General features: G+C 48.6%; 23 protein-coding genes, 1 tRNA gene and 1 other RNA gene. 16 read left to right on the top strand and 9 right to left on the bottom strand.

What is annotated here, in order from left to right; genetic code table 11:
• Window positions 1–6 precede the first annotated feature (6 nt).
• From ACO05E_RS03100 to ACO05E_RS03085, 4 genes are all read right to left on the bottom strand, one after another.
• A tRNA-Gln gene (locus ACO05E_RS03100) sits at window positions 7–81 on the bottom strand.
• Between the two features lie 4 nt (window positions 82–85).
• Complete coding sequence (ispE, locus tag ACO05E_RS03095) at window positions 86–952, bottom strand: 4-(cytidine 5'-diphospho)-2-C-methyl-D-erythritol kinase (RefSeq protein WP_421722725.1); 867 nt, start codon at window positions 950–952, stop codon at window positions 86–88.
• The gene (lolB, locus tag ACO05E_RS03090; protein WP_419811533.1) at window positions 945–1,547 is read right to left on the bottom strand and encodes a lipoprotein insertase outer membrane protein LolB; all 603 of its coding nucleotides are present in this window, start codon (window positions 1,545–1,547) and stop codon (window positions 945–947) included. The genes ispE and lolB overlap by 8 nt, the downstream gene beginning before the upstream one ends.
• A complete protein-coding gene (locus tag ACO05E_RS03085; protein WP_419811532.1) occupies window positions 1,547–3,352 on the bottom strand; it encodes a tetratricopeptide repeat protein in 1,806 nt (601 codons plus the stop codon). Before ACO05E_RS03085 ends, lolB begins: the two co-directional genes overlap by 1 nt.
• A gap of 174 nt (window positions 3,353–3,526) precedes the next feature.
• Between ACO05E_RS03085 and hemA the strand changes: the two genes are divergently transcribed.
• The 6 genes from hemA (at window position 3,527) to ACO05E_RS03055 (ending at window position 8,317) form a co-directional block, all read left to right on the top strand.
• Entirely contained in the window at window positions 3,527–4,837 is a 1,311-nt protein-coding gene (gene hemA / locus ACO05E_RS03080) for a glutamyl-tRNA reductase (RefSeq protein ID WP_419811531.1), read from the top strand.
• 94 nt (window positions 4,838–4,931) lie between these two features.
• A complete protein-coding gene (gene prfA, locus ACO05E_RS03075) occupies window positions 4,932–6,017 on the top strand; it encodes a peptide chain release factor 1 (RefSeq protein ID WP_419811530.1) in 1,086 nt (361 codons plus the stop codon).
• A 13-nt stretch (window positions 6,018–6,030) separates the two neighbouring features.
• Window positions 6,031–6,903, top strand: coding sequence for a peptide chain release factor N(5)-glutamine methyltransferase (gene prmC / locus ACO05E_RS03070; RefSeq protein WP_419811529.1), 873 nt, complete (start codon window positions 6,031–6,033; stop codon window positions 6,901–6,903).
• Window positions 6,904–6,969: 66 nt separating this feature from the next.
• Window positions 6,970–7,248: a type II toxin-antitoxin system RelE/ParE family toxin gene (locus ACO05E_RS03065; protein WP_419811528.1), complete on the top strand. Its 279-nt coding sequence runs from the start codon at window positions 6,970–6,972 to the stop codon at window positions 7,246–7,248.
• Complete coding sequence (locus ACO05E_RS03060) at window positions 7,248–7,541, top strand: HigA family addiction module antitoxin (RefSeq protein WP_419811527.1); 294 nt, start codon at window positions 7,248–7,250, stop codon at window positions 7,539–7,541. Before ACO05E_RS03065 ends, ACO05E_RS03060 begins: the two co-directional genes overlap by 1 nt.
• A gap of 23 nt (window positions 7,542–7,564) precedes the next feature.
• Window positions 7,565–8,317 (top strand): HesA/MoeB/ThiF family protein, encoded by a 753-nt coding sequence (locus ACO05E_RS03055; protein ID WP_419811526.1) that lies wholly within the window; start codon window positions 7,565–7,567, stop codon window positions 8,315–8,317.
• 36 nt (window positions 8,318–8,353) lie between these two features.
• Here ACO05E_RS03055 and ACO05E_RS03050 read toward each other — a convergent pair whose 3' ends face one another.
• The 3 genes from ACO05E_RS03050 to ACO05E_RS03040 all read right to left on the bottom strand — a co-directional run bounded on the left by ACO05E_RS03050 (window position 8,354) and on the right by ACO05E_RS03040 (window position 11,218).
• The gene (locus ACO05E_RS03050) at window positions 8,354–8,938 is read right to left on the bottom strand and encodes a phosphoheptose isomerase (RefSeq protein ID WP_419811525.1); all 585 of its coding nucleotides are present in this window, start codon (window positions 8,936–8,938) and stop codon (window positions 8,354–8,356) included.
• A gap of 93 nt (window positions 8,939–9,031) precedes the next feature.
• Entirely contained in the window at window positions 9,032–9,403 is a 372-nt protein-coding gene (locus tag ACO05E_RS03045) for a YraN family protein (RefSeq protein ID WP_419811524.1), read from the bottom strand.
• Window positions 9,404–9,436: 33 nt separating this feature from the next.
• Window positions 9,437–11,218 (bottom strand): penicillin-binding protein activator, encoded by a 1,782-nt coding sequence (locus ACO05E_RS03040; RefSeq protein ID WP_419811523.1) that lies wholly within the window; start codon window positions 11,216–11,218, stop codon window positions 9,437–9,439.
• A 37-nt stretch (window positions 11,219–11,255) separates the two neighbouring features.
• Here ACO05E_RS03040 and rsmI point away from each other — a divergent pair, with 37 nt between their 5' ends.
• The 5 genes from rsmI to ACO05E_RS03015 all read left to right on the top strand — a co-directional run bounded on the left by rsmI (window position 11,256) and on the right by ACO05E_RS03015 (window position 13,372).
• Window positions 11,256–12,116: a 16S rRNA (cytidine(1402)-2'-O)-methyltransferase gene (gene rsmI, locus ACO05E_RS03035; RefSeq protein WP_419811522.1), complete on the top strand. Its 861-nt coding sequence runs from the start codon at window positions 11,256–11,258 to the stop codon at window positions 12,114–12,116.
• Window positions 12,117–12,167: 51 nt separating this feature from the next.
• Window positions 12,168–12,546, top strand: an RNA gene (rnpB, locus tag ACO05E_RS03030) — RNase P RNA component class A.
• Between the two features lie 100 nt (window positions 12,547–12,646).
• Window positions 12,647–12,874, top strand: coding sequence for a hypothetical protein (locus tag ACO05E_RS03025; protein ID WP_419811521.1), 228 nt, complete (start codon window positions 12,647–12,649; stop codon window positions 12,872–12,874).
• 4 nt (window positions 12,875–12,878) lie between these two features.
• Window positions 12,879–13,073 (top strand): nucleotidyltransferase substrate binding protein, encoded by a 195-nt coding sequence (locus tag ACO05E_RS03020; protein WP_419813649.1) that lies wholly within the window; start codon window positions 12,879–12,881, stop codon window positions 13,071–13,073.
• Entirely contained in the window at window positions 13,070–13,372 is a 303-nt protein-coding gene (locus tag ACO05E_RS03015; protein WP_419811520.1) for a nucleotidyltransferase family protein, read from the top strand. Before ACO05E_RS03020 ends, ACO05E_RS03015 begins: the two co-directional genes overlap by 4 nt.
• Before the next feature lie 49 nt (window positions 13,373–13,421).
• Here the strand turns inward: ACO05E_RS03015 and ACO05E_RS03010 are convergent, their stop codons facing one another.
• Window positions 13,422–14,237, bottom strand: coding sequence for a substrate-binding periplasmic protein (locus ACO05E_RS03010; RefSeq protein ID WP_419811519.1), 816 nt, complete (start codon window positions 14,235–14,237; stop codon window positions 13,422–13,424).
• 219 nt (window positions 14,238–14,456) lie between these two features.
• On the opposite strand from ACO05E_RS03010, the gene hemH reads away from it, so the two are divergent.
• Window positions 14,457–15,452: a ferrochelatase gene (hemH, locus tag ACO05E_RS03005; RefSeq protein ID WP_419811518.1), complete on the top strand. Its 996-nt coding sequence runs from the start codon at window positions 14,457–14,459 to the stop codon at window positions 15,450–15,452.
• 70 nt (window positions 15,453–15,522) lie between these two features.
• Here the strand turns inward: hemH and ACO05E_RS03000 are convergent, their stop codons facing one another.
• Window positions 15,523–15,972: an acyl-CoA thioesterase gene (locus tag ACO05E_RS03000; protein WP_419811517.1), complete on the bottom strand. Its 450-nt coding sequence runs from the start codon at window positions 15,970–15,972 to the stop codon at window positions 15,523–15,525.
• A gap of 226 nt (window positions 15,973–16,198) precedes the next feature.
• Between ACO05E_RS03000 and ACO05E_RS02995 the strand changes: the two genes are divergently transcribed.
• From ACO05E_RS02995 to ACO05E_RS02980, 4 genes are all read left to right on the top strand, one after another.
• A complete protein-coding gene (locus ACO05E_RS02995; protein WP_419811516.1) occupies window positions 16,199–17,014 on the top strand; it encodes a crotonase/enoyl-CoA hydratase family protein in 816 nt (271 codons plus the stop codon).
• 105 nt (window positions 17,015–17,119) lie between these two features.
• The gene (locus ACO05E_RS02990; RefSeq protein WP_419811515.1) at window positions 17,120–17,719 is read left to right on the top strand and encodes a hypothetical protein; all 600 of its coding nucleotides are present in this window, start codon (window positions 17,120–17,122) and stop codon (window positions 17,717–17,719) included.
• A complete protein-coding gene (locus tag ACO05E_RS02985) occupies window positions 17,716–18,804 on the top strand; it encodes a rhomboid family intramembrane serine protease (RefSeq protein ID WP_419811514.1) in 1,089 nt (362 codons plus the stop codon). The genes ACO05E_RS02990 and ACO05E_RS02985 overlap by 4 nt, the downstream gene beginning before the upstream one ends.
• A gap of 432 nt (window positions 18,805–19,236) precedes the next feature.
• Window positions 19,237–21,285, top strand: coding sequence for an FAD-dependent oxidoreductase (locus ACO05E_RS02980; protein WP_419811513.1), 2,049 nt, complete (start codon window positions 19,237–19,239; stop codon window positions 21,283–21,285).
• Window positions 21,286–21,309: the final 24 nt, after the last annotated feature.

Below are 21,309 nucleotides of genomic sequence, written 5' to 3'. Positions count from 1 at the left end.
ATAGGATGGCTGGGGTGGCAGGACTCGAACCTGCGGATGACGGGATCAAAACCCGTTGCCTTACCACTTGGCGACACCCCAACTTTTAAGACGGTCTGAATAATATCTTGTGAGCAGGTGAGGTGTTAACCCCCTTTGCCACAAACGACACATATTCAGCCGGTAACTGGTCAGAAACTTTGATAGCTTCTGCCTCAGAACCGAAGCTTGAAAATATGCAAGCTCCAGTGCCCGTCAGCTTAGCAGAAGAGAAATTATTTAGCAAATTCAATGCTTTACCAACTTCAGGGTAAAGTGTTGAAACAACTGCTTGGCAGTCGTTGTTTCCCTCTCGCCTCAGCGCGGTGCGTATATTAATGAGGTCGGTATCGCGTGTCAAACATTTATTTGAAAAAATATTCCCTGTATTAACATGGACTTGCGGAGCCACGACTAAATACCAAGGCTCGTCCAACTCAGGCGTTGGTGTGAGTATTTCACCAACCCCTTCTGCGAAGGCTGCCTGACCGCGAACAAACACCGGCACATCGGCCCCCAGCTGCAAACCCATTTCAGCCAGCTCATCAAATGATAAGTTCAGTTGCCATAAATGATTGAGTGCCAGCAGTGTGGTAGCGGCATCAGAACTACCACCGCCCAAGCCACCACCCATCGGTAATATTTTATTAAGACGAATGTCGGCTCCTAAAGAGCGATCACTTCTGGCCTGCAGTGCACGAGCGGCTTTGATAATCAGATTGTCTTCAAACGGCACATCATCGATGGCAGGCTCCAGTGTCAGCTGATTATCCTCGCGTACTCTGAAGTCCAGTTCGTCACAAAGATCAATAAACTGAAACAGGGTCTGCAGGTTGTGATAGCCATCTTCACGCTGACCGGTGATATGTAACATCAGATTCAGTTTGGCAGGGGCAGGGACTGTCAGCCACTCTGACACAGAGTCGTTAGCCATTAATGGTCCACTCTTTAATTGAAAAAACAAAACGGAAGTTATGGCCAGAGACTTTGATCAGGCCGGGCAGCCAGAAGCCTTGCTGGCGGCTGTAACGAGAATATTTAACCTGCCAGCCATGTTGCTGCAGTTCTTTTAATAAACCGGACTCGTCAAACACAGCTGTTGTGGTGTTTTTTGACGATGCTGCATTTTCTGCTGAAGGCGCCGGTTGACCTTTTACCCAGTGGCGAATATCACTCACCGGAAAGTTCCAGCCCATATAACGCAACATCAGTTCTTCGGCATTATCGGCAACCTGAGGTTGCTCCCAACCCGGCAGTAACAGCTCGGCGTGTTGGGCGGAACCGCTCAGTTGTGATGAACCCTGACCAAAGGGGCCGGTAATAAACAAACGGTAATCGGTTTCTTGCTGATCCCAGGTGAGGTAACCGGTGACGCTTTCTTGTGGCGTGACAACAGATAATTTACCGCGCACTTTCCAATCGTTGATAGCAGACAGTTGCTGTTGCAGCGTTTCTTGCCCGCCCTGAGGTAATAAAGACGCGCAGCCACTGAGACTGATAACCAGCATCAGGCCAATAAATCGAATCATTATTGCTCTACCCGCTCTGCAGACGGTGGGTTATCCACATTCAGACGCTGCATGGTTTCCTGAATCAGGTCACTTTGTGGGTTGTTGTTCAGGCCTTGCTGCCAGACTTTCCGCGCTTCATCCTGATTGCCCGATACCCAGAGTAATTCACCATAGTGAGCCGCAATTTCATGATCGGCCATAATATCGAATGCTTGCTTCAGTAGCGGGCGAGCTTTGTCGAGTTCACCGGCACGGAAGTAAATCCATCCAAGGCTGTCGATAATAGCCGGGTTTTCGGGAGATAAACTCAGTGCTTTTTCGACCAGGGGCAAAGCTTCCTGCCAGCGATCGGTGCGATCCGCCAGGGTATAGCCCAGCGCATTCAGGGCTTCGGCATTGTTTGGGTCGAGCTTAATCAGATGGCGCAGGTCTTTTTCCAACATGGCCAGATCATCCAGCTGCTCTGCCATCATGGCTCTGGTGTATAGCAGGTCGTGATCGTTTTGTTTGATCACAAGTGCCTGAGTCAGTATCTGGATCGCTTCTTCTTTCTGATCGGCATTGGTTAATAATTCCACTTCAATACGGGTTAACGGACTGATTTGTCCGGGGTGAACCTGTCGCAGCTCCGTCAGATACGCGCGTGCTGCTGCTAATCCCTGAGTCTCATTAATCAGCTCCGCGGCATTAAGATGAGCAGGCAAAAATTCACGGCCATCACTGACCTGGCTGTAATATTGAATAGCCTGTTGTGGTTGGCCTTGTTCCTCTGCGATTTTGCCCAGGTAAAAGTTGGCTTCATTGGGGTGAGCACCGTTGCTCAGTAATTTCTGTAAATGCTGCTTGGCGCGCTGCTGATCTCCCATTTCTTCTTCCAGCAAAGCCAACGATAACAAAATGGCCATGTCGCGCGGGAAATTCTGATGCAATTCATCAAAGGCAATCAGAGCATCATCCATACGGCGTTGTTGCAGCAATAAACGGGCACGTAAGACGGCGATGCCTTTGTGGTTGGGGTATTCCTGTTGCAGCTCGGTTGACCAATCAATGGCATCATCGACACGACCCATCTGGGTTAATAACCGGGCTCGCTGAACTTTGGCAGCCAGAAACTCTGGTTCCAGCGACAACGCCTGGTCATTATGTTTCAGTGCCGCCGGATAGAGGCCAAGTTGCTGTTCAAGAATGGCACGGGCCTGAAACAGATTGGCATTATCCGGGTAGGTGGCATTCAGACCTGCCAGGCGATCCAGTAATTGCTTTTTCTGATGTTCGGGCAGGCGGCTGGCATTGGCGGCCAGATAATCAAACTGGCTGATACCGGCCAGGTTATAAAGCTGCTCCATATGGCTCAGAGCCAGTGGAAAATCTCCGGCATCCATGGCCAGTTGTGCCGCTGCCTGATGTGCTGCCGGGTCATCCGGTTCTTGCTGCAGCCAGATAGCCAGTGCTTCTTCTGCTAATTCACCACTGCCAACGTACTGGGCAATACGGGCGGCCCGTTCCGAAATATCAGCATCCTGGGTTTTCCGTGCCTGAGTCATATAGTGGTACAGCGAAATATCATAACGCTGGCGCTGGCCGGCGACCTCGGCCACTAATAATGAATACAGGGTATCAGCCGGAATCGGGCGATAGACCTCTTGCTGGGCTGGGGTGGATGGGCTTTGTGCCTCCATCTCAAGCTCCTGATCGTCTGATGGGCTGGGTTGAGACTGGAAGGCGGCGCAGCCACTGAGCAGCAATGGCAGGGTAAAGGTGGTGGTTAACAAACGCAGCCGGGCTAAAATAGGGATCAGGCGTGGTGTCACAAACGGCCTCAATGGATTCATCCTTATGTGTCACGGCGTTTTGCCGTCAGTAATGTCTGTCTTTGCCCATATTTAGGGTCAGATAACGAGTTAAGTCAAAGATTTCAGCAGCAAAGCGGCAAATAGGTGTTTATAATCGGCGCTTTTTTATCGCTTTCACTTCAGATAGAAGGTTCCTTCAGCAGTATGGGTATTTGGGCACTTGGCATTAACCACAAAACGGCACCGGTTTCGGTTCGCGAGCGTGTAGCGTTCGACCCGGCCAGCATGCCCCAGGTGCTTAATCAGGTTCAGTCGTTAGACCCGGTTTCTGAAGTGGTGATCCTTTCTACCTGTAACCGCACCGAAATTTACTGTTCTTCTCCTCTTAATAATCAGGACATTGATGTTCAGGCGGCACAACAAAAAGCCGTATTGGCAGACTGGATGGCACAGCACCATAATATTGACCCGCAGGAACTCAACGGTTCCCTCTATTGCTTAGGTGAAGATAAAGCCGTGCAGCACACCATGCGGGTAGCGTCTGGGTTGGATTCCCTCGTATTGGGCGAACCTCAGATTCTGGGCCAGATGAAGTCAGCTTATGCGGTGGCTCAGGAAGCCGGTACGGTCAGCACCGAGCTGGGTCGCTTATTCCGCCAGACGTTTTCCATTGCCAAGCGGGTGCGTACCGATACCGCCATTGGCGAAAACCCGGTCTCCGTTGCCTTCGCGGCGGTGCGGATGGCACAACATATCTTTGCCGATTTAAGCCACAGCCGTGCCTTACTGATTGGCGCTGGCGAAACCATTGAGCTGGTGGCGCGCCATTTACATCAGGCTGGTGTAAAAAAGATGACGCTGGCGAACCGAACCCTGGCGCGTGCACAGAATCTGGCGCAGGAATTTCATGCTGATGCGGTGTTGTTAGAAGATATCCCAACCGTGCTGGCCGATGCCGATATTATTATTTCTTCTACCGCCAGCCCGTTGCCAATTCTGGGTAAAGGTGCGGTGGAAAAAGCGCTGAAAAAGCGTCGCCATAAGCCGATGTTTATGGTGGATATTGCCGTACCGCGTGACATCGAAGAAGAAGTAGCCGAGTTATCCGACGTTTACCTTTATACCGTGGATGACCTGCGCGACATTATTGAAGAAAACGTACGCTCGCGTGAGGATGCCGCCCGTCAGGCTGAAGAGCTGATCCTGTCGGGTGTTGAGCATTATATGCGTGAGTTAAAAACGCTGGATGCGGTTAATACCGTGACGGACCTGCGAACTCATGTGGATCTGGTTAAAGAAGATCAGTTAGAAAAAGCGCTGAAGCAATTACAAAACGGTGCAGATGCCGAGAAAGTGCTGCGCCAGTTTGCGCACACCTTCTCTAATAAACTGCTGCATGCCCCAACTAAATCTTTGCGTAAAGCTGGCGCTGAAGGCCGCCTGGAAGCGCTCGACTGGACCCGTGAATTGTTCCAGCTGAACTCCTCGTCAGAAAAGCCCGAATCTGGTCATTAGCGTCTCTCTATCTAACGCTTTACCCACAGTGCGATGACCACTGCCATCCTCTGATTATTCAAAACCCATTATTTAACGCCAATTTAAAAACATCATGAAAGAATCGATACTGTTTAAACTCGAACAACTGCGCGACCGCTACGAAGAAGTGGGTCATCTGTTATCCGATCCTGACGTGATTGGTGATCAGGATAAGTTCCGTAAGTTATCCAAAGAGTACGCTGAGTTAGAGGAAGTGGCACAAACCTTCTCGGATTATCAGCAGGCTCAGGAAAACCTCGAAGAAGCGGAAATTCTGGCTCAGGACTCTGACCCGGATATGAAAGCCATGGGTGAAGAAGAGCTGGTTAACGCCAAGGCGGAAATCGAAGAGCTGGCTGGTAAGATCGAAATCCTGCTGTTACCCAAAGACCCGGATGATGGCCGTAACGTGATTGTCGAAATCCGTGCTGGTACCGGTGGTGATGAAGCCGCTATTTTTGCCGGTGACTTATACCGTATGTACACCCGTTTTGCCGAAACTCAGGGCTGGCGTGCTGAGCTGATGAGCGCCAACGAAGGGGAACACGGCGGTTTTAAAGAAGTGATTACCCGTATTTCCGGGGTGGATGTGTACTCGCGTCTGAAGTTTGAATCCGGTGCTCACCGGGTACAACGTGTACCTGAAACCGAAAGTCAGGGCCGTATTCATACCTCGGCTTGTACGGTGGCGATCATGCCGGAAGTGGAAAGCGAAGAAGAAGTTGACATCAACAAAAACGACCTGCGTATTGATACTTTCCGCGCTTCCGGTGCCGGTGGTCAGCACGTTAACAAAACCGATTCCGCCATTCGTCTGACTCACTTACCAACCGGCGTGGTGGTGGAATGTCAGGACGAGCGTTCGCAGCACAAGAACAAAGCCAAAGCGATGGCATTACTGGCAACTCGTTTGCGTGATGCGCAGATGCAGGCCGCTCATGCCGAACAGGCAGCGACTCGTAAAAGTCTGGTGGGCTCGGGTGACCGCTCAGAGCGAATCCGTACCTACAACTATCCACAAGGCCGGGTTACCGACCACCGCATTAACCTGACCTTATACAAGCTGGATGAAATTGTTCAGGGTGATTTGTCACCGGTGATTGAACCGCTGATTCAGGAACATCAGGCGAACCTGCTGGCTGAGATGGCTGGTAACTAATGTTGATGTTGCTATGACCGTTAACATTGAGCAGTGGCTGCAACAGGCTAAACAACAGCTGGAAAGCGCAGCTCACGACAACCATGGTCGTGAGTCGGCGTTGTTGGATGCGCAGTTATTGCTGATGGGTGTGCTCGGGAAAAACCGTACCTACCTTTATACCTGGGGTGATAAAGCGCTGACGGATGAGCAGTGCTCTCAGGTAAATACCTTGTTAGAGAAACGCCTGAGCGGTGAACCGCTGGCTTATATTCTCGGTGAGCGCGAGTTCTGGTCATTGCCGTTTAAAGTAGCACCATCGACCTTAATTCCTCGCGCGGATACCGAAACGCTGGTGGAATGGGTGCTGGATTTAGCCGCCAATCAACAACTGCCTGATGTGGGCAAAGCCGTGGACTTAGGCACCGGAACCGGAGCTATTGCACTGGCGATTGCGTCTGAATTTCCAGGTTGGAACATCACGGGCGTGGATTTTCAGGCAGAAGCTGTTGCGCTTGCCCGGCACAATCAACAAGCACTGAGACTGAATAATGCCGACATCCGTCAGAGTGACTGGTTCTCTGCCTTAGCGGCCGAACGCTTTAATTTAATTGTTTCCAATCCTCCTTATATCGACGAAACAGATCCACATCTGGAACAAGGCGATGTGCGCTTTGAGCCTTCCTCTGCGTTGGTTGCTGCTGACAAGGGCCTGGCCGATTTACAGCATATTATTGAACAGGCACCCAATTACCTGAATGAAGGAGGCTGGCTGTTGCTGGAACACGGTTTCCAACAAGCTGATGCTGTTTGTGAGTTGCTGAAACAACGTGGCTTTGATCAGGTAGAAAACCGCAAAGACCTAGGCGGTAATCCGCGGATATCGGGTGGCTATTGGTTGGGATGAGTGGACATACTGGCTCTGCGTCATACACCTGTTGATGCGTGATGCGCATCATGATACTTTGTTTTAATGATTAAATCTTTTAAGCACAAGGGCCTCAAAAAGTATTTTGAATCCGGCAATACTTCCGGAATTCAGCACAGTCATGCCAAAACGCTGAAGATGCAGCTTACAGCGATCGACACTGCTCATGTGATAGAAGATATCGATTTACCCGGCTATCAACTGCATTCATTAAAAGGTACCCGGGAAGGCATTTGGTCAATTTCTGTTAATGGGAACTGGCGAATAACCTTTGAGTTTAAAGATGGTAATGCCTTTATCTTAAATTATGAGGACTATCACTAATGACGATGCATAACCCTCCTCACCCTGGCGAGTTTATCAAAGCAACCTATTTGGAGCCGTTTGGCTATAGCTGCCGTTTTCTTGCACAACAATTAGATGTGGCATCCTCCACGTTGAGCCGCATATTAAAAGGACAAAGCAGCATCACCCCTGAAATGGCATTACGATTGTCAAAAGCGGTGGGCCGTACTCCTGAGAGCTGGCTCGCCATGCAGGATAACTACGACTTATGGCAAGCCAAGCAGACGGTTAATCTTGCCAGTGTTAATACTGTCTCCTTTGATGCAGCGTAATTGTTTACACATATTGGATCACCATGAACGATCAACAGCTCCTCCGTTATAGCCGCCATATTTTACTGCCACAAATGGATATTGAAGGGCAGCAAGCACTGCTGGATGCCCATGTGCTGGTGGTGGGGGCTGGTGGTTTGGGTTGTCCGGTGATTCAGTATCTGGCGGCTTCAGGAATTGGCGAACTAACGTTGGTGGATGATGATGTGGTGGAGTTATCCAATCTGCAGCGTCAGACCGCACACGGCACTGCGGATGTTGGCATCGCAAAAGTGGAATCCGCCAAAGCCGATGTATTACGGTTAAACCCAGACGTTAACGTTCAGGCCATTCAGCAACGAGCAGACGAGCAATGGCTGCGATCTTTTTTCAGCCAAACTCCGGTTACGTTAGTCATTGATTGCACTGATAACGCAACCATTCGTTATCTGTTGAATTTGGTTTGTTTAGAACAGAATATTCCCTGGGTGTCTGGTGCGGCGGTAGGCTTAAACGGGCAAATTACAGTGTTTGACCCGCGCCGGGAGAATGCGCCTTGTTACCGCTGTTTGTACCCCAATCTCGATGATGAGCAATTAACCTGTTCTGAGAATGGCGTGTTATCGCCGTTGGTGGGTGTGATTGGCAGTATGCAGGCACTGGAAGCGCTGAAGTTGATTGCAGGTATTGGTGAGCCTGCGGTAGGCAAGCTGATGACGTTTGATGCGATGAGTGCCGAATGGCGCAGTTGGAAATTACCGCAATCACCGGGTTGTAGCGATTGCGGTCAATCGTAAACTGTAATAGCTCTTTTCTAGCTGTTCGTCGCCAGCTTATTCCTCGCCGAACAGCGAACAATCAATAAAGTCACACAGGCAGTGAATCGCGATTAAGTGCACCTCCTGAATGCGGGCGGTCACATCGCTTGGTACCCGAATTTCCACGTCATCAGCGGTTAATAATGAAGCCATACCGCCACCATCTTTACCACTCAGAGCAACTACGGTCATTTCACGTTCATGAGCTGCCTGAATCGCCTGAATAACATTGGCTGAGTTGCCACTGGTGGAAATCGCCAGTAAAACATCGCCCGGGTTTCCTAACGCACGAATCTGTTTTGAAAACACTTCGTTGTAGCTGTAGTCGTTAGCAATCGACGTCACAGTGGATGAATCGGTAGTTAGCGCAATGGCGGGCAGACTCGGGCGTTCCCGCTCAAAGCGGTTCAGCAGCTCGGATGAAAAGTGTTGCGCGTCACCGGCTGAGCCGCCATTACCACAACTGAGAATTTTGCCACCGGTTAACAATGACTGAACCATCACCTGACCGGCCTGTTCAATATAGGGCGGTAACTCTTCTGCCGATAACATTTTGGTTTCGATGCTGGCACCAAAGTGGCCGATGATACGTTCTAACACTGCGGAACTCCGAAAAAGCGAACAGCAATCATAATGAAAAAGCACCCATCTGGATAGCGTTTAAGAGTCATTCTTATCAGCCTGATGGAACAACTAAAAAGCGTTTTGTATCCACTCAAAGACAGCCGGGTTACCACTGGCTGAAATAACGTCAAAGCGGCAATCCGGTGGTGTATTACCAAAGTGTTTCTGCAGATAATGTTCTGCGGTTTTGCGCAGCTTCCGCTGTTTTTGATAGGTAATGGTTTCGGCGCCGGAGCCGTGCTCATCATCGGCACGATAACGAACTTCAATAAACACCAGCACCTGATGGTGCTGCATGATCAGGTCAATCTCTCCGGCTTTGATGCCGTAATTGCTTTCCAATGGCTGTAAGCCTTGCTGTATCAGCCAGCGCTGTGCCTGTTGCTCGATATCTTCGCCATAACGGCGCTTTTGTTGTGGGTTGCGGGCATCTAATGACATAACACATCCTTGTGTTGGGATCAGGGGAATGAATCAGTCGCTAGCGGCTAACTGGGCCGGTTTACCGCTGCGGAAACGGGTGCACTGAGTCTGGCGGTGAATACGACGACTGTTATCCATCGACAGAGCGCCAGTACTACCAAATACCTGACTGTTAGGGAACGCCTGTAATTGTTTCAGGCGAGGTAATAAACGGAAGGCATCCACGCCCATCGCATACAAGCGTGTGTATCCGCCCTGGCCATTTTCCAATGTGGATTCAACCGTTTGGTGCAGGTCGCTTTTCTCCAGCAGCCAGGGGGCATCACAAAAGCGGATGCCGTTCAGATCGCGGTCTTTGCGTTGATTCACTACGCCGGAATAAATATGTGAGGTGGCATAAATTGGCAGGTCACCGGCAAAGTTAAACTCCAGTGTGGGTTTGATCTGACGTGCCTGTTTTGGCAGCGCGACCATAAACACCCAGTCCACGTCCTGGCGACGGCGAGGCTCAAACTCGGTGCTTTCGCGCAGAATTTTACGCATGGTGTTAAATCGTTGCTGGCTGTCATCAACATTCAGCAAGGCTTTGATTTCCGGGTTGTAATCTTTGCGGTTGCTGTAATAGCGCTGTTCGCCAATTTCACCGCCGAGTTCAGTCCAGCGTTGTTCAAAGGCGGCATAAACCCGCTGACCCCAGTTACCTTTTGGCATCATGACCAGCGCACGACGGTGGCCGTCTTGCCAGGCCTGATTGGCAATTTGTACCGCTTCATCTTCGGCGGCCAGACCAAACTGATACAGGTTGCTGGCCGGTGAATTGTCATTACGCTCACCATAGTTCAGTGCCAGTGTTGGCAAAGGCAGTTCGGTACGCTGCTGTAAGGTTTGCACGGTTTTTTTATTAAACGGGCCAATGACCCATTCATTGCCTTCAAATTGTGCGGCACTGTAGGCGGAATCAATCGAGTTAAAGGCTTGTGTGTCGTAAACATTCACCAGTGGGATGGCTGAGCCTTTATTTAACGATTCAAAATACGCCGCCATAAAGCCATCGCGTACCGCCTGGCCGGTTTTTGCCAGCGGCCCTGAGAGTGGTAACAACAGAGCAACCTGTTTTGGGCGTGAAGCGGCAATATCGGCCAGAATGGCCAGACTACCCGGCATGGTAATCGCCGCAGGATGCCCTGGGTTCTGTTGACGCCAACGCTCAACTTCGGCCAGGTGTTCATCCAGAGTCAGGCGGGCATTTTTACCGATGGCGGCCAGTTGTAACCAGTCACCAAACTGAGTATCCGGAGACTTTTCAGCCCAGGCTAATAGATCCAGCTCCGGCAACTGCATCAGGTTATGCCAGATCTGTTCATGGTTTTGTGAACGTTCGCTGTCGCTCAGGATGCCAGCCAGAAAATCACGTTCGCGGGCAGCGGCCAGGTATTGATGTTGAGCTTCCAGTAATTGTGCCCGCAGTAGGCTGTAGTGGCGCTCCTGCTCCGGGGTGGCAAATTGCTGAATGTTCTGTACCTGTTGCAACGCTTGCTCTGCGTTATCGATGTCGGCGGTTGCCAGATTCAGCTCTGCTTGCAATAGCCAGTATTCAACCTGATCCGAATAGCTGAGTGAACGTTCGGCCAGCAGTTGCAATTGCAGCGCAGCATTGCGAAACTCGCCGTTTTTAATGCTGTTAGCGGCCTGAGCCAGTTGTTGTTGCTCAGCCGGGATGACGGTGTTTTGTTCCGTTGCCTGCAACTCCGGTTGTTTGGGGGTTGTGGAGCAGCCACTTAACCCGAAGCCGAAGCAACCTGCCAGCAGCAATAAACCGCCCGTTTTTAACAAACCGGGTTTTGATCCGTATTGTAAAGAGTTTCCCCGCATGACATCTGTTCCACTGTTGCAGCCTGGCACCTTATATGTGGTTGCTACCCCGATTGGTAATCTCGCAGATTTAAGCGAGCGGGCGCGTCAGGTGCTGGCGGCGGTTGATCTGATTGCCTGCGAGGATACCAGACATACCCAAAAATTACTGCAGCACCTCGGTCTTAAGAAGCCGTTGTTATCGGTGCATGACCATAATGAACGCGATCGCATTGAACAGGTGGCCGAGCACCTGAATGGTGGCCGTACCATGGCGCTGGTATCCGACGCGGGCACGCCTCTGATCTCAGACCCGGGTTATCCGTTGGTACAGGGGCTGCGTCAGAAGCAACTAACGGTTACTCCCATTCCCGGCGTGAGTGCACTGATTACCGCGTTATCCGCCGCCGGGCTGCCGACTGATCGTTTTTCATTTGAGGGCTTTTTACCGCATAAAAGCGGCGCTAAAAAAGAACGGCTTGAGAATGTGGCACAAGAGTCGGCGACGTTGGTGTTTTATGAATCCAAGCACCGTATTCTCGACACCTTATCTGTTATGGCGGAGGTATTGGGCGATGAGCGTGAAGCCTGTGTGGCGCGTGAATTAACCAAAACCTTCGAGAGTTTTTATCACGGTACCTTGCCCGATATTGCTGAGCAGTTGCAGGCGGATGCCGACCAGCAAAAAGGCGAATTTGTGGTGATGGTGGCCGGTAATAAAAATCCACAAACTAATTCAGCCATCAATATCGATAAATTATTCCGCTTGTTGCTGGCAGAGCTGCCACCGAAAAAAGCCGCTGCCATTGTTGCTGAGGTTAGTGGTGAAAATAAAAAGGAGCTGTATCAGAAGGCGCTGGAGATTCAGGGTAAAGTTTGATCTGTTGAATAGCCATTTAACATTAGTTCTCTCTTTGTTAGAATCCGCCGCCGAGATGCCCAGGCAATCGTCGCTTACTCTGATTTATCGGAGCGGGGGGAGGAAAGTCCGGGCTCCATTGGGCAGGGTGCCAGCTAACGGCTGGGCGGCGTGAGCCGACGACAAGTGCAGCAGAGAGAAGACCGCCAGTAACTTTCGGGTTACCGGTAAGGGTGAAAGGGTGCGGTAAGAGCGCACCGGGCCACTGGTAACAGTTGGTTGCAAGGTAAACTCCACCCGGAGCAAGACCAAATAGGTTCCCTACAGGCGTGGCCCGCGCTGGGAACGGGTAGGTCGCTTGAGCCTGTGAGTGATTGCAGGCCTAGACGAATGATTGCCACCTTTACCTTGGTAAAGGAGACAGAACCCGGCTTATCGGGCATCTCAAGTCATTGCTGAAAACCGCTGGAGCGAAAGCTTCAGCGGTTTTTTTATTGGCTGATAAATCACAATCTCTTATCATGATTGGATATACCAACATGGTTTCGAATATGGCAATTGATACCCAATATCTGCAGCGCTGTGCTGATACATTAGCTCTGGCTTATCAGGAGCTTAATAGCAAAAAGCCGGATGATTTGATCTACGATATCTATCGCGCTGCTTGTGTAAAAGAATTTGAAATTGTTCTGGAACAAAGTGGTAAGTTGCTGAAAAAACGTCTGGCGGTATTTTTCCCGACGAATAAAGATGTTGATCGTTTAGCCTTTAGCCTTTAAAGATCTGTTTCGCTATGCGCTTAAGCATGACTTAATTTCTATCGAAGCCTGTGAGCGCTGGTTAAAATATCGTGATAATCGCAATCATACCGCGCATGATTATGGCGAAAAATTTGCTGAAACCACACTTAAATTATTACCTTCGTTTATTCAGGACGTTAATGATCTGATTCAGGTTATTAACGAGGGTAACGAATGACCCGTCTTCATTTACGCGACACTGATAAACAGCAGCTTTGCTCTCTGGTTAATCAGTACCTGCCTGGTGTATCTGTATGGGTATATGGCAGTCGTATTAATGGCCGCAGCCATGATGGCAGTGATCTTGATGTGGTTTTACGTTCAGAAGATTTATCGGCGCTCGATTATGATCAGCTTCAGGCATTGCGGGAGACATTAACGGAATCGGATATTCCAATACTGGTTGATTTGCGGGATTGGGCTGCATTGCCAAAAACATTTCACCAAGAAATTACCAAAGCCTATGTTGAGTTATAGTCGTTTTGACTTTCTTGTATGATAGCTTTTGTTATTCACTCTCTAGTAACTATTCACTCTCTAGTAACTCCGCCCGTTTATAACGAGTGCCAAATTGCTGGTGGATTGTTTCAAGAAATCCATCACGCTCCATGTCGGTTAATGCGTTGCTGAGACGCTCCATCACCTGTTCCCTGTTGGGAATATCAGCTTGTTTAGATAAATAAAAATACAAACCTCGTTCAGCAAATAATAACGGGGTTTTAACAATATCCTGTTCATATCCTTTTTTCTGAATCAGCTGATCAAATATATGTTGCGGCGCAGCGGCATAATAGGCACGTTGCATTTTTAACATTTCAATCATGGAGTCGTAGGAATTCACCGGAATCCGCTGAATATTGCCGCTGGCTAAAGCCTGATCAAATTCCAGACTAATACTGTGTTGTGCCAGTGTGACAATGCTTTTCCCGGTAATGTCTGACATTGATTGAGGCACGGGCTCAATGTCGGAGCTTGTATATAAGCGGTTGTAATAAAAGCCAATGGCCGGATAAAAATAATCGGCAAACTGTTCCCTCTCCGGAGCATGATAATTACCAAAGCCGCCATCCAGTTGTGACCCTTGGCGAATCATCGCCCAGGTGCGGGAAAAAGGCTGGGGATAAAAGCGGAACGTGATACCAGAGCGACGTGACAGCTCATGCATAATTTCGATCATGGGCCCGGTATAGCGGCCATTTTCTATCCATCGTAAGGGTAAGCCCAGCGAATCATTATGGGCCAGCTTAAGTTCAGTAGAAGAGTCATGCTGGCTGTAAACGGGATGCGCAAAAATTACCGCTGCTAGACATATCAACAGAATCCGGAAACGATGTCTTTTCATAGTTACTGATGTTGCCTCAGCTGTTGTTATTGTCGGAGTTGTTACTGCAGGGAGCGTTATTGCAGAGATTACTATTATAAGGCTTGTCAAAATACAAAGTATTTACCTGAACCACTGGGATTTCAAATGATGGGGAACTAAAGACAGCCAGTCTGAGTTGCTATAAACTTACGCAAAACTTATACAATGACTTCTTTTTTAGAGTGAGTAAGGTTAGTCGTGAGCTCTCAATCCCGCCCGCCATTCGGTGTTTTATTAGTTAATCTGGGCACTCCGGAAGCCCCGACGGCAGCCGCCGTACGTCAATATCTGGCTGAGTTTCTCTGGGACCGACGCGTAGTGGATGTACCACGCCCGATTTGGTGGATGATTTTAAATGGCATTATTCTGCGCTTCCGCCCACGCATGGTAGCCAAAGGTTATGCCAGCATCTGGACGGATGACGGCTCGCCATTAATGGCCATTTCTAAAAAGCAGCAACAAGCGCTCAAAATGCAGTTGTCGCAGGCATTCGGTCAGGAGATACCGGTCGCTCTGGCAATGACTTATGGTCAGCCAAGTATGGAGCAAGCTGGTCTGGAACTGCGTCAGGCGGGTGTTGAAAAAATGCTGGTGCTGCCTTTATACCCGCAGTTCTCATCTTCAACTACAGCGGCTGTGCATGATCGCCTGGCAAAGGGTTTGAAAGGTTGTCCACATTTGCCGGAAACCCGCTGGGTGAATGAATATCACCAGCACCCACAATACATTCAGGCGCTGGCCAACTCTGTTAAGGAATACTGGGCTGAACATGGGCAGGGTGACAAATTACTGATGTCATTCCATGGTATTCCGCAGCGTTATGAAGATCGGGGTGATCCTTATCCATCACAATGCCGGGCCACAGCCAAAGCATTGGCAGATTACTTGAATCTGCAGGATGATCAATGGTTTTGCGCTTTTCAATCTCGTTTTGGCCGTGAAGAATGGGTCAAACCTTATACCGATTTCACCTTACAGGAGTGGGGCGCACAAGGTGTGGGCCGTGTTGATGTGATCAGCCCGGCTTTTTCGGCCGATTGCCTGGAAACTCTGGAAGAACTGGAAGTTGAAAACCGCGAAAACTTTACCGAAGCCGGTGGTAAGGAGTATCACTATATCCCTTGCCTGAATGACCGTGATGATCATATTGAGATGATGGTCGAGTTGGTGAAGCAACATACTCAGGGCTGGTAATCTAGGAGTTAGTAAACCAGCCATATTACAACGTCAGCATTTGCTGACGTTGTGACACTACTCTTATTTATCAGCCGGCACTCAGGCCGGTTTCCTGATCAAAACCATCCAGTACCGGTACTGGCTGTTTATTCTCATCAATTGCAACAAAACTAAAAATACCAGTGATGGCTTTTTTCACCCCGTCACGGTACATATCTTCGACAAAAATATTCACTTCAACTTTCAGCGATGTACGGCCAACGTGAATCACATTGGCAACCAGCTCAACCATCGAGCCTTCCGGAATCGGATGGGTAAAATCGACCTTGTCGGAAGAAACTGTTACCAGACGTTTGCGACTGAAGCGGGTTGCGGCGATAAACGCAGTTTCATCCATCCAGCTGAGTGCCTGGCCACCAAACAGCGTTTCGTGGTGATTGGTGGTAAATGGAAATACGGCTTTAACGACACTGGTTTTGGCAGCGGCGATACGCTTGGCGATTAACTCATCACGAAGGCGTAATTGCTGTGGACTCATAATGTTCTCTACGACAGTGGATTACGGCGTTTGTCTGGCGGCGCATTCTACGGGATTATAAAAGTATCATCAAAGCCGCAATGGTTTGCGCTAAAACTAATGAAGTAATCTCATAAATAAAGATAAAAGTCTTCGTTTAGGTTACTCAAAAGTTTCTATTGATCATGGAAAGCGGAGTTTTAGTGTGGAATTATGAACTGAAACCACACATTCGAATAAGAACATTATGACTGATAAACCCCGTGTACTGCTTGAGATAAAAGATCATATTGCCTACGTCACACTGAATCGCGAGGAGAAGCTGAACGGCCTGGATATGCCGATGTTTCGCCAGATGATCGCAACCGCAAAAACCATTCGTAAGGACCGCAGCGTTCGTTGTGTGATTTTATCGGCCAACGGCCCGTCTTTCTGTGCCGGGCTGGATTTCAGTGCGCTGAACAAAGAACCCAGTATGGTGGCGAAGGTTTTCCTGAAATTGCCGTGGACTAAACAAAACGTGGCTCAGGAAATTGCGCATTGCTGGCGTGATTTACCCGTACCGGTAATTTCGGTGGTGCACGGCAACTGCTTTGGTGGCGGCATGCAGATTATTCTCGCCACCGATTATCGCATTGCCAGGCCCGATGCCAATCTGTCGATTATGGAAATGAAGTGGGGGCTGATCCCAGATATGAGCGGCATGGTTACACTATCACGCCTTACACGGCTTGATATTGCCCAGGAGCTGACCATGACAGGACGACAATTCAGTGCCGAAGAAGGGTATGAGTACGGTTTAATTTCAAAGCTTGCTTCAGACCCGATGGCCGAAGCTGAAACACTGGCAAAAACCATTGCTTCGAAATCTCCCGATGCCATTGCCGCCACCAAATACCTGTTTAAGAAAACCTGGAAAGCCGATACCTGGAAAGCATTACGCTGGGAGCGTTGGGTACAGGCGCGTTTATTGGGACGTAAGAACCAGATGATTGCAATGAAAAACGGTATGGCGAAAGGCAAAGAACCAAAACCTTTTGTGGATCGTCAATCATTCCGCTGATGCTTTTTCGGGTACCGATGAAAGAGTCAAAAAGCATTGCGTCTCAGTCTTCTGTCTGACTAAGCTCTTTGTTAGCATGATGCCACTGCTAACAAGGAGTCAGTGATGATAAAAAATACGTTACCTAAAAAGAAAATGAATCATTCAGATCTGACCAATTCAGGTTTCTGGATGGGTCATATCCTGATGATTATCGCCACCATTGCAGGTGTGTATCTGGCCGCTCAGGCCGGTTTACAGCAAGCCATTCTGTTCGACGATGTTACCAGCCGCCAGAATAACTACTTTCTGCGCCAGTCACTCTACGAAGAGTTGCAGGATAATGTGGCGACTTTGAGGAAATACAATGAGTCGTTTATTGCTGCTAATGTCCCTGTGAATGTCTTGAAAGACCACCCTCCGGTAATTAGTCGCTATGTTTGGGAGACCATGAAGTATTCTGAAACGACGCTGGAAACACCCAGCTATTTTCTGGGGGAAGCACGACGTTTTTATGCTCAGGTCGACGATATTGTCGCTAAACGGGCATCCTTCACTTATGGTGCGGCCCATGCTGGCAAATTGATGAAGGCACAGCTGGATAATATGGAAAACAACGTACTGCCCAAATTACAGTCGAACCTTCGCTATTTGGCTGAGTACCTGGAAGGATTTGATGTCTACGTTGATGATATTAAAGGTATTCAAGAAGCCCCACAGTCATGACCTTTAAGTATTGTCCGCATTGCCATAATCAGGCACTGGAAATCACACATTATCACGATGAAGAACTGGATGTTTGCCGCCATTGTGGCGGCCTCTGGTTCGAACATGGCGAGCTGAACAGCTTGTTGTCTAAGGTTGATAATGGTGAAGATAACGCTCAGTACAAAGATTTGCTGGGCGACAGAAATAAACGGACACAACAACAGTGCCCGAGTTGCCCAGCGCACCTGCATAATTTTCAGCTACTGAAAGATTATGATGTCCAGGTGGATGTTTGTATGGAATGTGATGGTGTTTGGGTTGAGCATGATCAGCTTGAGAAAGTTGAGCATTCTCCGCGTATTCGCCAGGCGCTGGATGAGCTGAATAAAAAGGTGTCAGTACGCAGCTGGTTGTTTCAGTTTCTGGCAAAAATGCCGGTTGAATACAATATCAAACCGCATAAAAAGCCACTGATCACCTGGCTGCTGGTTATCGTGAATACAATTATTTTCTTCAGTTACAGCGGTAATCTGGAGCTGGAAAACTGGATGTATAACCACTTTGCTTATACACCGGCAGAAATCACTCGGGGTGAAGAACTTTGGGCCTTGATCACTTCGGTGTTTTTGCACGGTAGCCTGATGCATCTGGTAGGGAATATGTACTTCCTGTACATCATTGGCGACAACCTGGAAGATGTGCTGGGAAAAATCCGGTATTTATTGCTTTATCTGGCCAGTGGCATCGGTGCCAGCCTGATCAGCGTTGTATTTGATTTGGGGTCGAATATTCCAAATCTGGGAGCCAGTGGTGCGATCTCAGCATTATTTGGCATGTATCTGATGTGGTTCCGCTACGCCAGTCTCAGTTATATGTTCTGGGTTTATCAGAAAAAAATATCACCGGTCTGGTATTTTGCTATCTGGTTGGTATTCAGTAATATTGTTGGCATTCTGCAGGGAGAAGAAGGTATTGGCTTTGCTGCCCATATCGGCGGCTTTGTGATTGGCTTAGGCATTGGTGCTATCCTGAAACAGAAAGTCTATCGCGACAATCCGATTGTCCGGTTGTTATCTGAAGAAAGTGATCGTATTCAACGCTGATGGTTTAGCGTCCTGTTATCTGCCTTCCTGAAATCCCGTCTCTGGGCCTGTTCTCAGGCCCTTTTTATTTAGATCTTAAAATTAAAGACTTTTTTAAAGCCCTAAAATTAAGCATCGTCCGCTGATTCTGAAATTATTCCGCACCATATCTAAGCATTCATGATTACCGTCATTGCTGACAATTTTTCTAAGTGAATGAAAGATATATAAAAAATAAATATGGCACATCTTCTGCTGTAACCCTCCCGAGAGACATAAGATTTCGTTCGTTGTTCTTAATTAATAATCCACCGGTAGAGTGTGCGAACAATGATTTCATCGTTTATTAAGCCAACGTCGGCAGCGATGAAAAAAGACAAAATAACCGATGATCAGCAAAGAAGCTCTGTCTGCACCTGAAGGTGTGGGCAGGGCTTTTTTTATGGGAAAAATATGGATTTTGATGTTCCGGAGAAAGACGCTGAAATAGCTCTGCTACAGAAAGCCGTTGCCCGTCAACATACACCAGAACGTATTGTTGTTATTGGTAATGGCCCTGTCGGTATACATTTGTGTAATGAGCTGATGGCGGTTACAGCAGCGGATTCGGAAGAGCCAACTCATATCGATACAGCGATGAGGATTGATATTTTTGGTGAAGAGCCCTGGAAGCCTTACAACCGGGTTGCTCTTTCCCAGTTATTATATGGCGAGAAATCCGTTGAAGAACTGGATCTGAATCTGCCTGAAAGTGCCAGCATTCATACTCACTGGCATACCCGTATTCATAAAATTGATACTACAGAAAAAAGTGTGATCACTGATAAAGGAGAGCGCTTTTATTACGATAAGCTGGTGTTAGCAACCGGTTCCCACGCACACATTCCAAATTTGCCCGGTGTACATATGACGGGAGTTTATTGCTTCCGCAATATGACCGATGTGCAGGCATTAATTTCCCGCCGCGTCAGCAGCCGTCATACTGTGATTTTAGGTGGTGGTTTATTAGGCATTGAAGCCGCCCGGGCCATGCGCCGATTATCAACTCAAGTAACGTTAATTCATCACTCGGCCTGGTTGATGAACCGGCAGTTGACTGAAAATTCAGCAGCAAAATTACAGGCAACATTAGAACAGGAAGGTATTAACGTACTCACGGCTTCCGGGATTCAGGCGGTGGATGGCTCGCGTAAAATGGAAGGAATTATTTTACGTGATGGCAGTTACCTGAAATGTGACACGCTGATTCTGGCAACGGGTATTCGTCCCAATATCCAGTTAGCCAGAGAGGCCGGGCTGAACACCCATCATGGAATTATTGTTGATGACACGTTAAAAACGTCAGATGATTTTATTTATGCCGTTGGCGAATGTATTGAGTTTAACGGTGAAGTGTATGGCCTGGTTGCCCCCGGGCTGGAGCAGGCCAGTTTACTGGCACGTCGTTTTTCCGGGCAGGAGAGTAAACCCTACCAGCAAAAAAGTCTGGCGACTCGTTTAAAAGTACTGGATCAACCAGTAACCAGCCTGGGTGAAATTGGTTTATTACACGAGGGCCCGGAGAGCCGTTATCTGGAGCATAATCGTGAGAAGTCTCATCGGGTATTACACTTTGAAAGAGGCCAGTTAAAAGGTGCTGCTGCGGTTGGCTTCTGGCCGGATCAGGAGCGTTTACAGGAATTATTATTAAATAATGAATCCTTACCCTGGTGGCGCAGTCTGCGCTTCCGCCTGACTGGACGTTTATGGTCCGATTCAGATGCTATTGCCGATCACCACATTATTTGTAATTGCCGTCAGGTCAGTGCAGGTCAGTTGCGCGCCTGTGCCCAGCAGAAGTTACCTTTGAGCAGTACCGGGGCCGGTACCGTATGTGGTAGCTGTCAGCCATTATTTACTCAGGTTATCCCTAAAGAGTCATTTAATCTCAGCCTGGCCGAGCCTGCACTGCAACAAGCGGCGAATGAAGATACCCGATCTGACTCCTGGCTGGGGTTAGTGATCATGGGAATACTGGCACTTATTATTACGGCATTACATCTGTTTATGCCGGCATTACCCATTGCTCAGGAATATGCCTTTCAATCGGTCAGCCAATGGTGGAGTGACTCGGATTACCGCCAGATCAGTGGCTTTACCATGTTAGGGTTGACGGCGTTTGGATTGCTGCTATCCGCCCGAAAACGACTGAAGAAAATGACCTTAGGGTCTTTTTCTGATTGGCGCTGGTTGCATTTGGTATTAACCAGTTTATGTCTGATTATTTTGCTGGCACATACCGGTAATTCCTCTATTCAGGGCATTAACTCCTGGTTGTTCTACAGCTTTTTCAGTGCCTCGGTATTAGGTTGTTTATTAACCTGGCTAACGGCATTGGAACATGCCAGACCTTCTGTTGCTGTTAAGCGTTTTAAGCGCTGGTCGTTACTTACCCATATTCTGGCGATCTGGCCGCTGCCTATCTTGTTGTCATTTCATATTTTGTCTGTGTATTGGTTTTAATCGGCGGCGGTATTAATAATGAAT

The organism is Bacterioplanoides sp., from assembly GCF_965226395.1.
Taxonomy (GTDB): Bacteria; Pseudomonadota; Gammaproteobacteria; order Pseudomonadales; family Oceanobacteraceae; genus Bacterioplanoides.
Note: the sequence above shows the minus strand (reverse complement) of the source record. Positions and strands in the feature narration are given on the sequence as shown.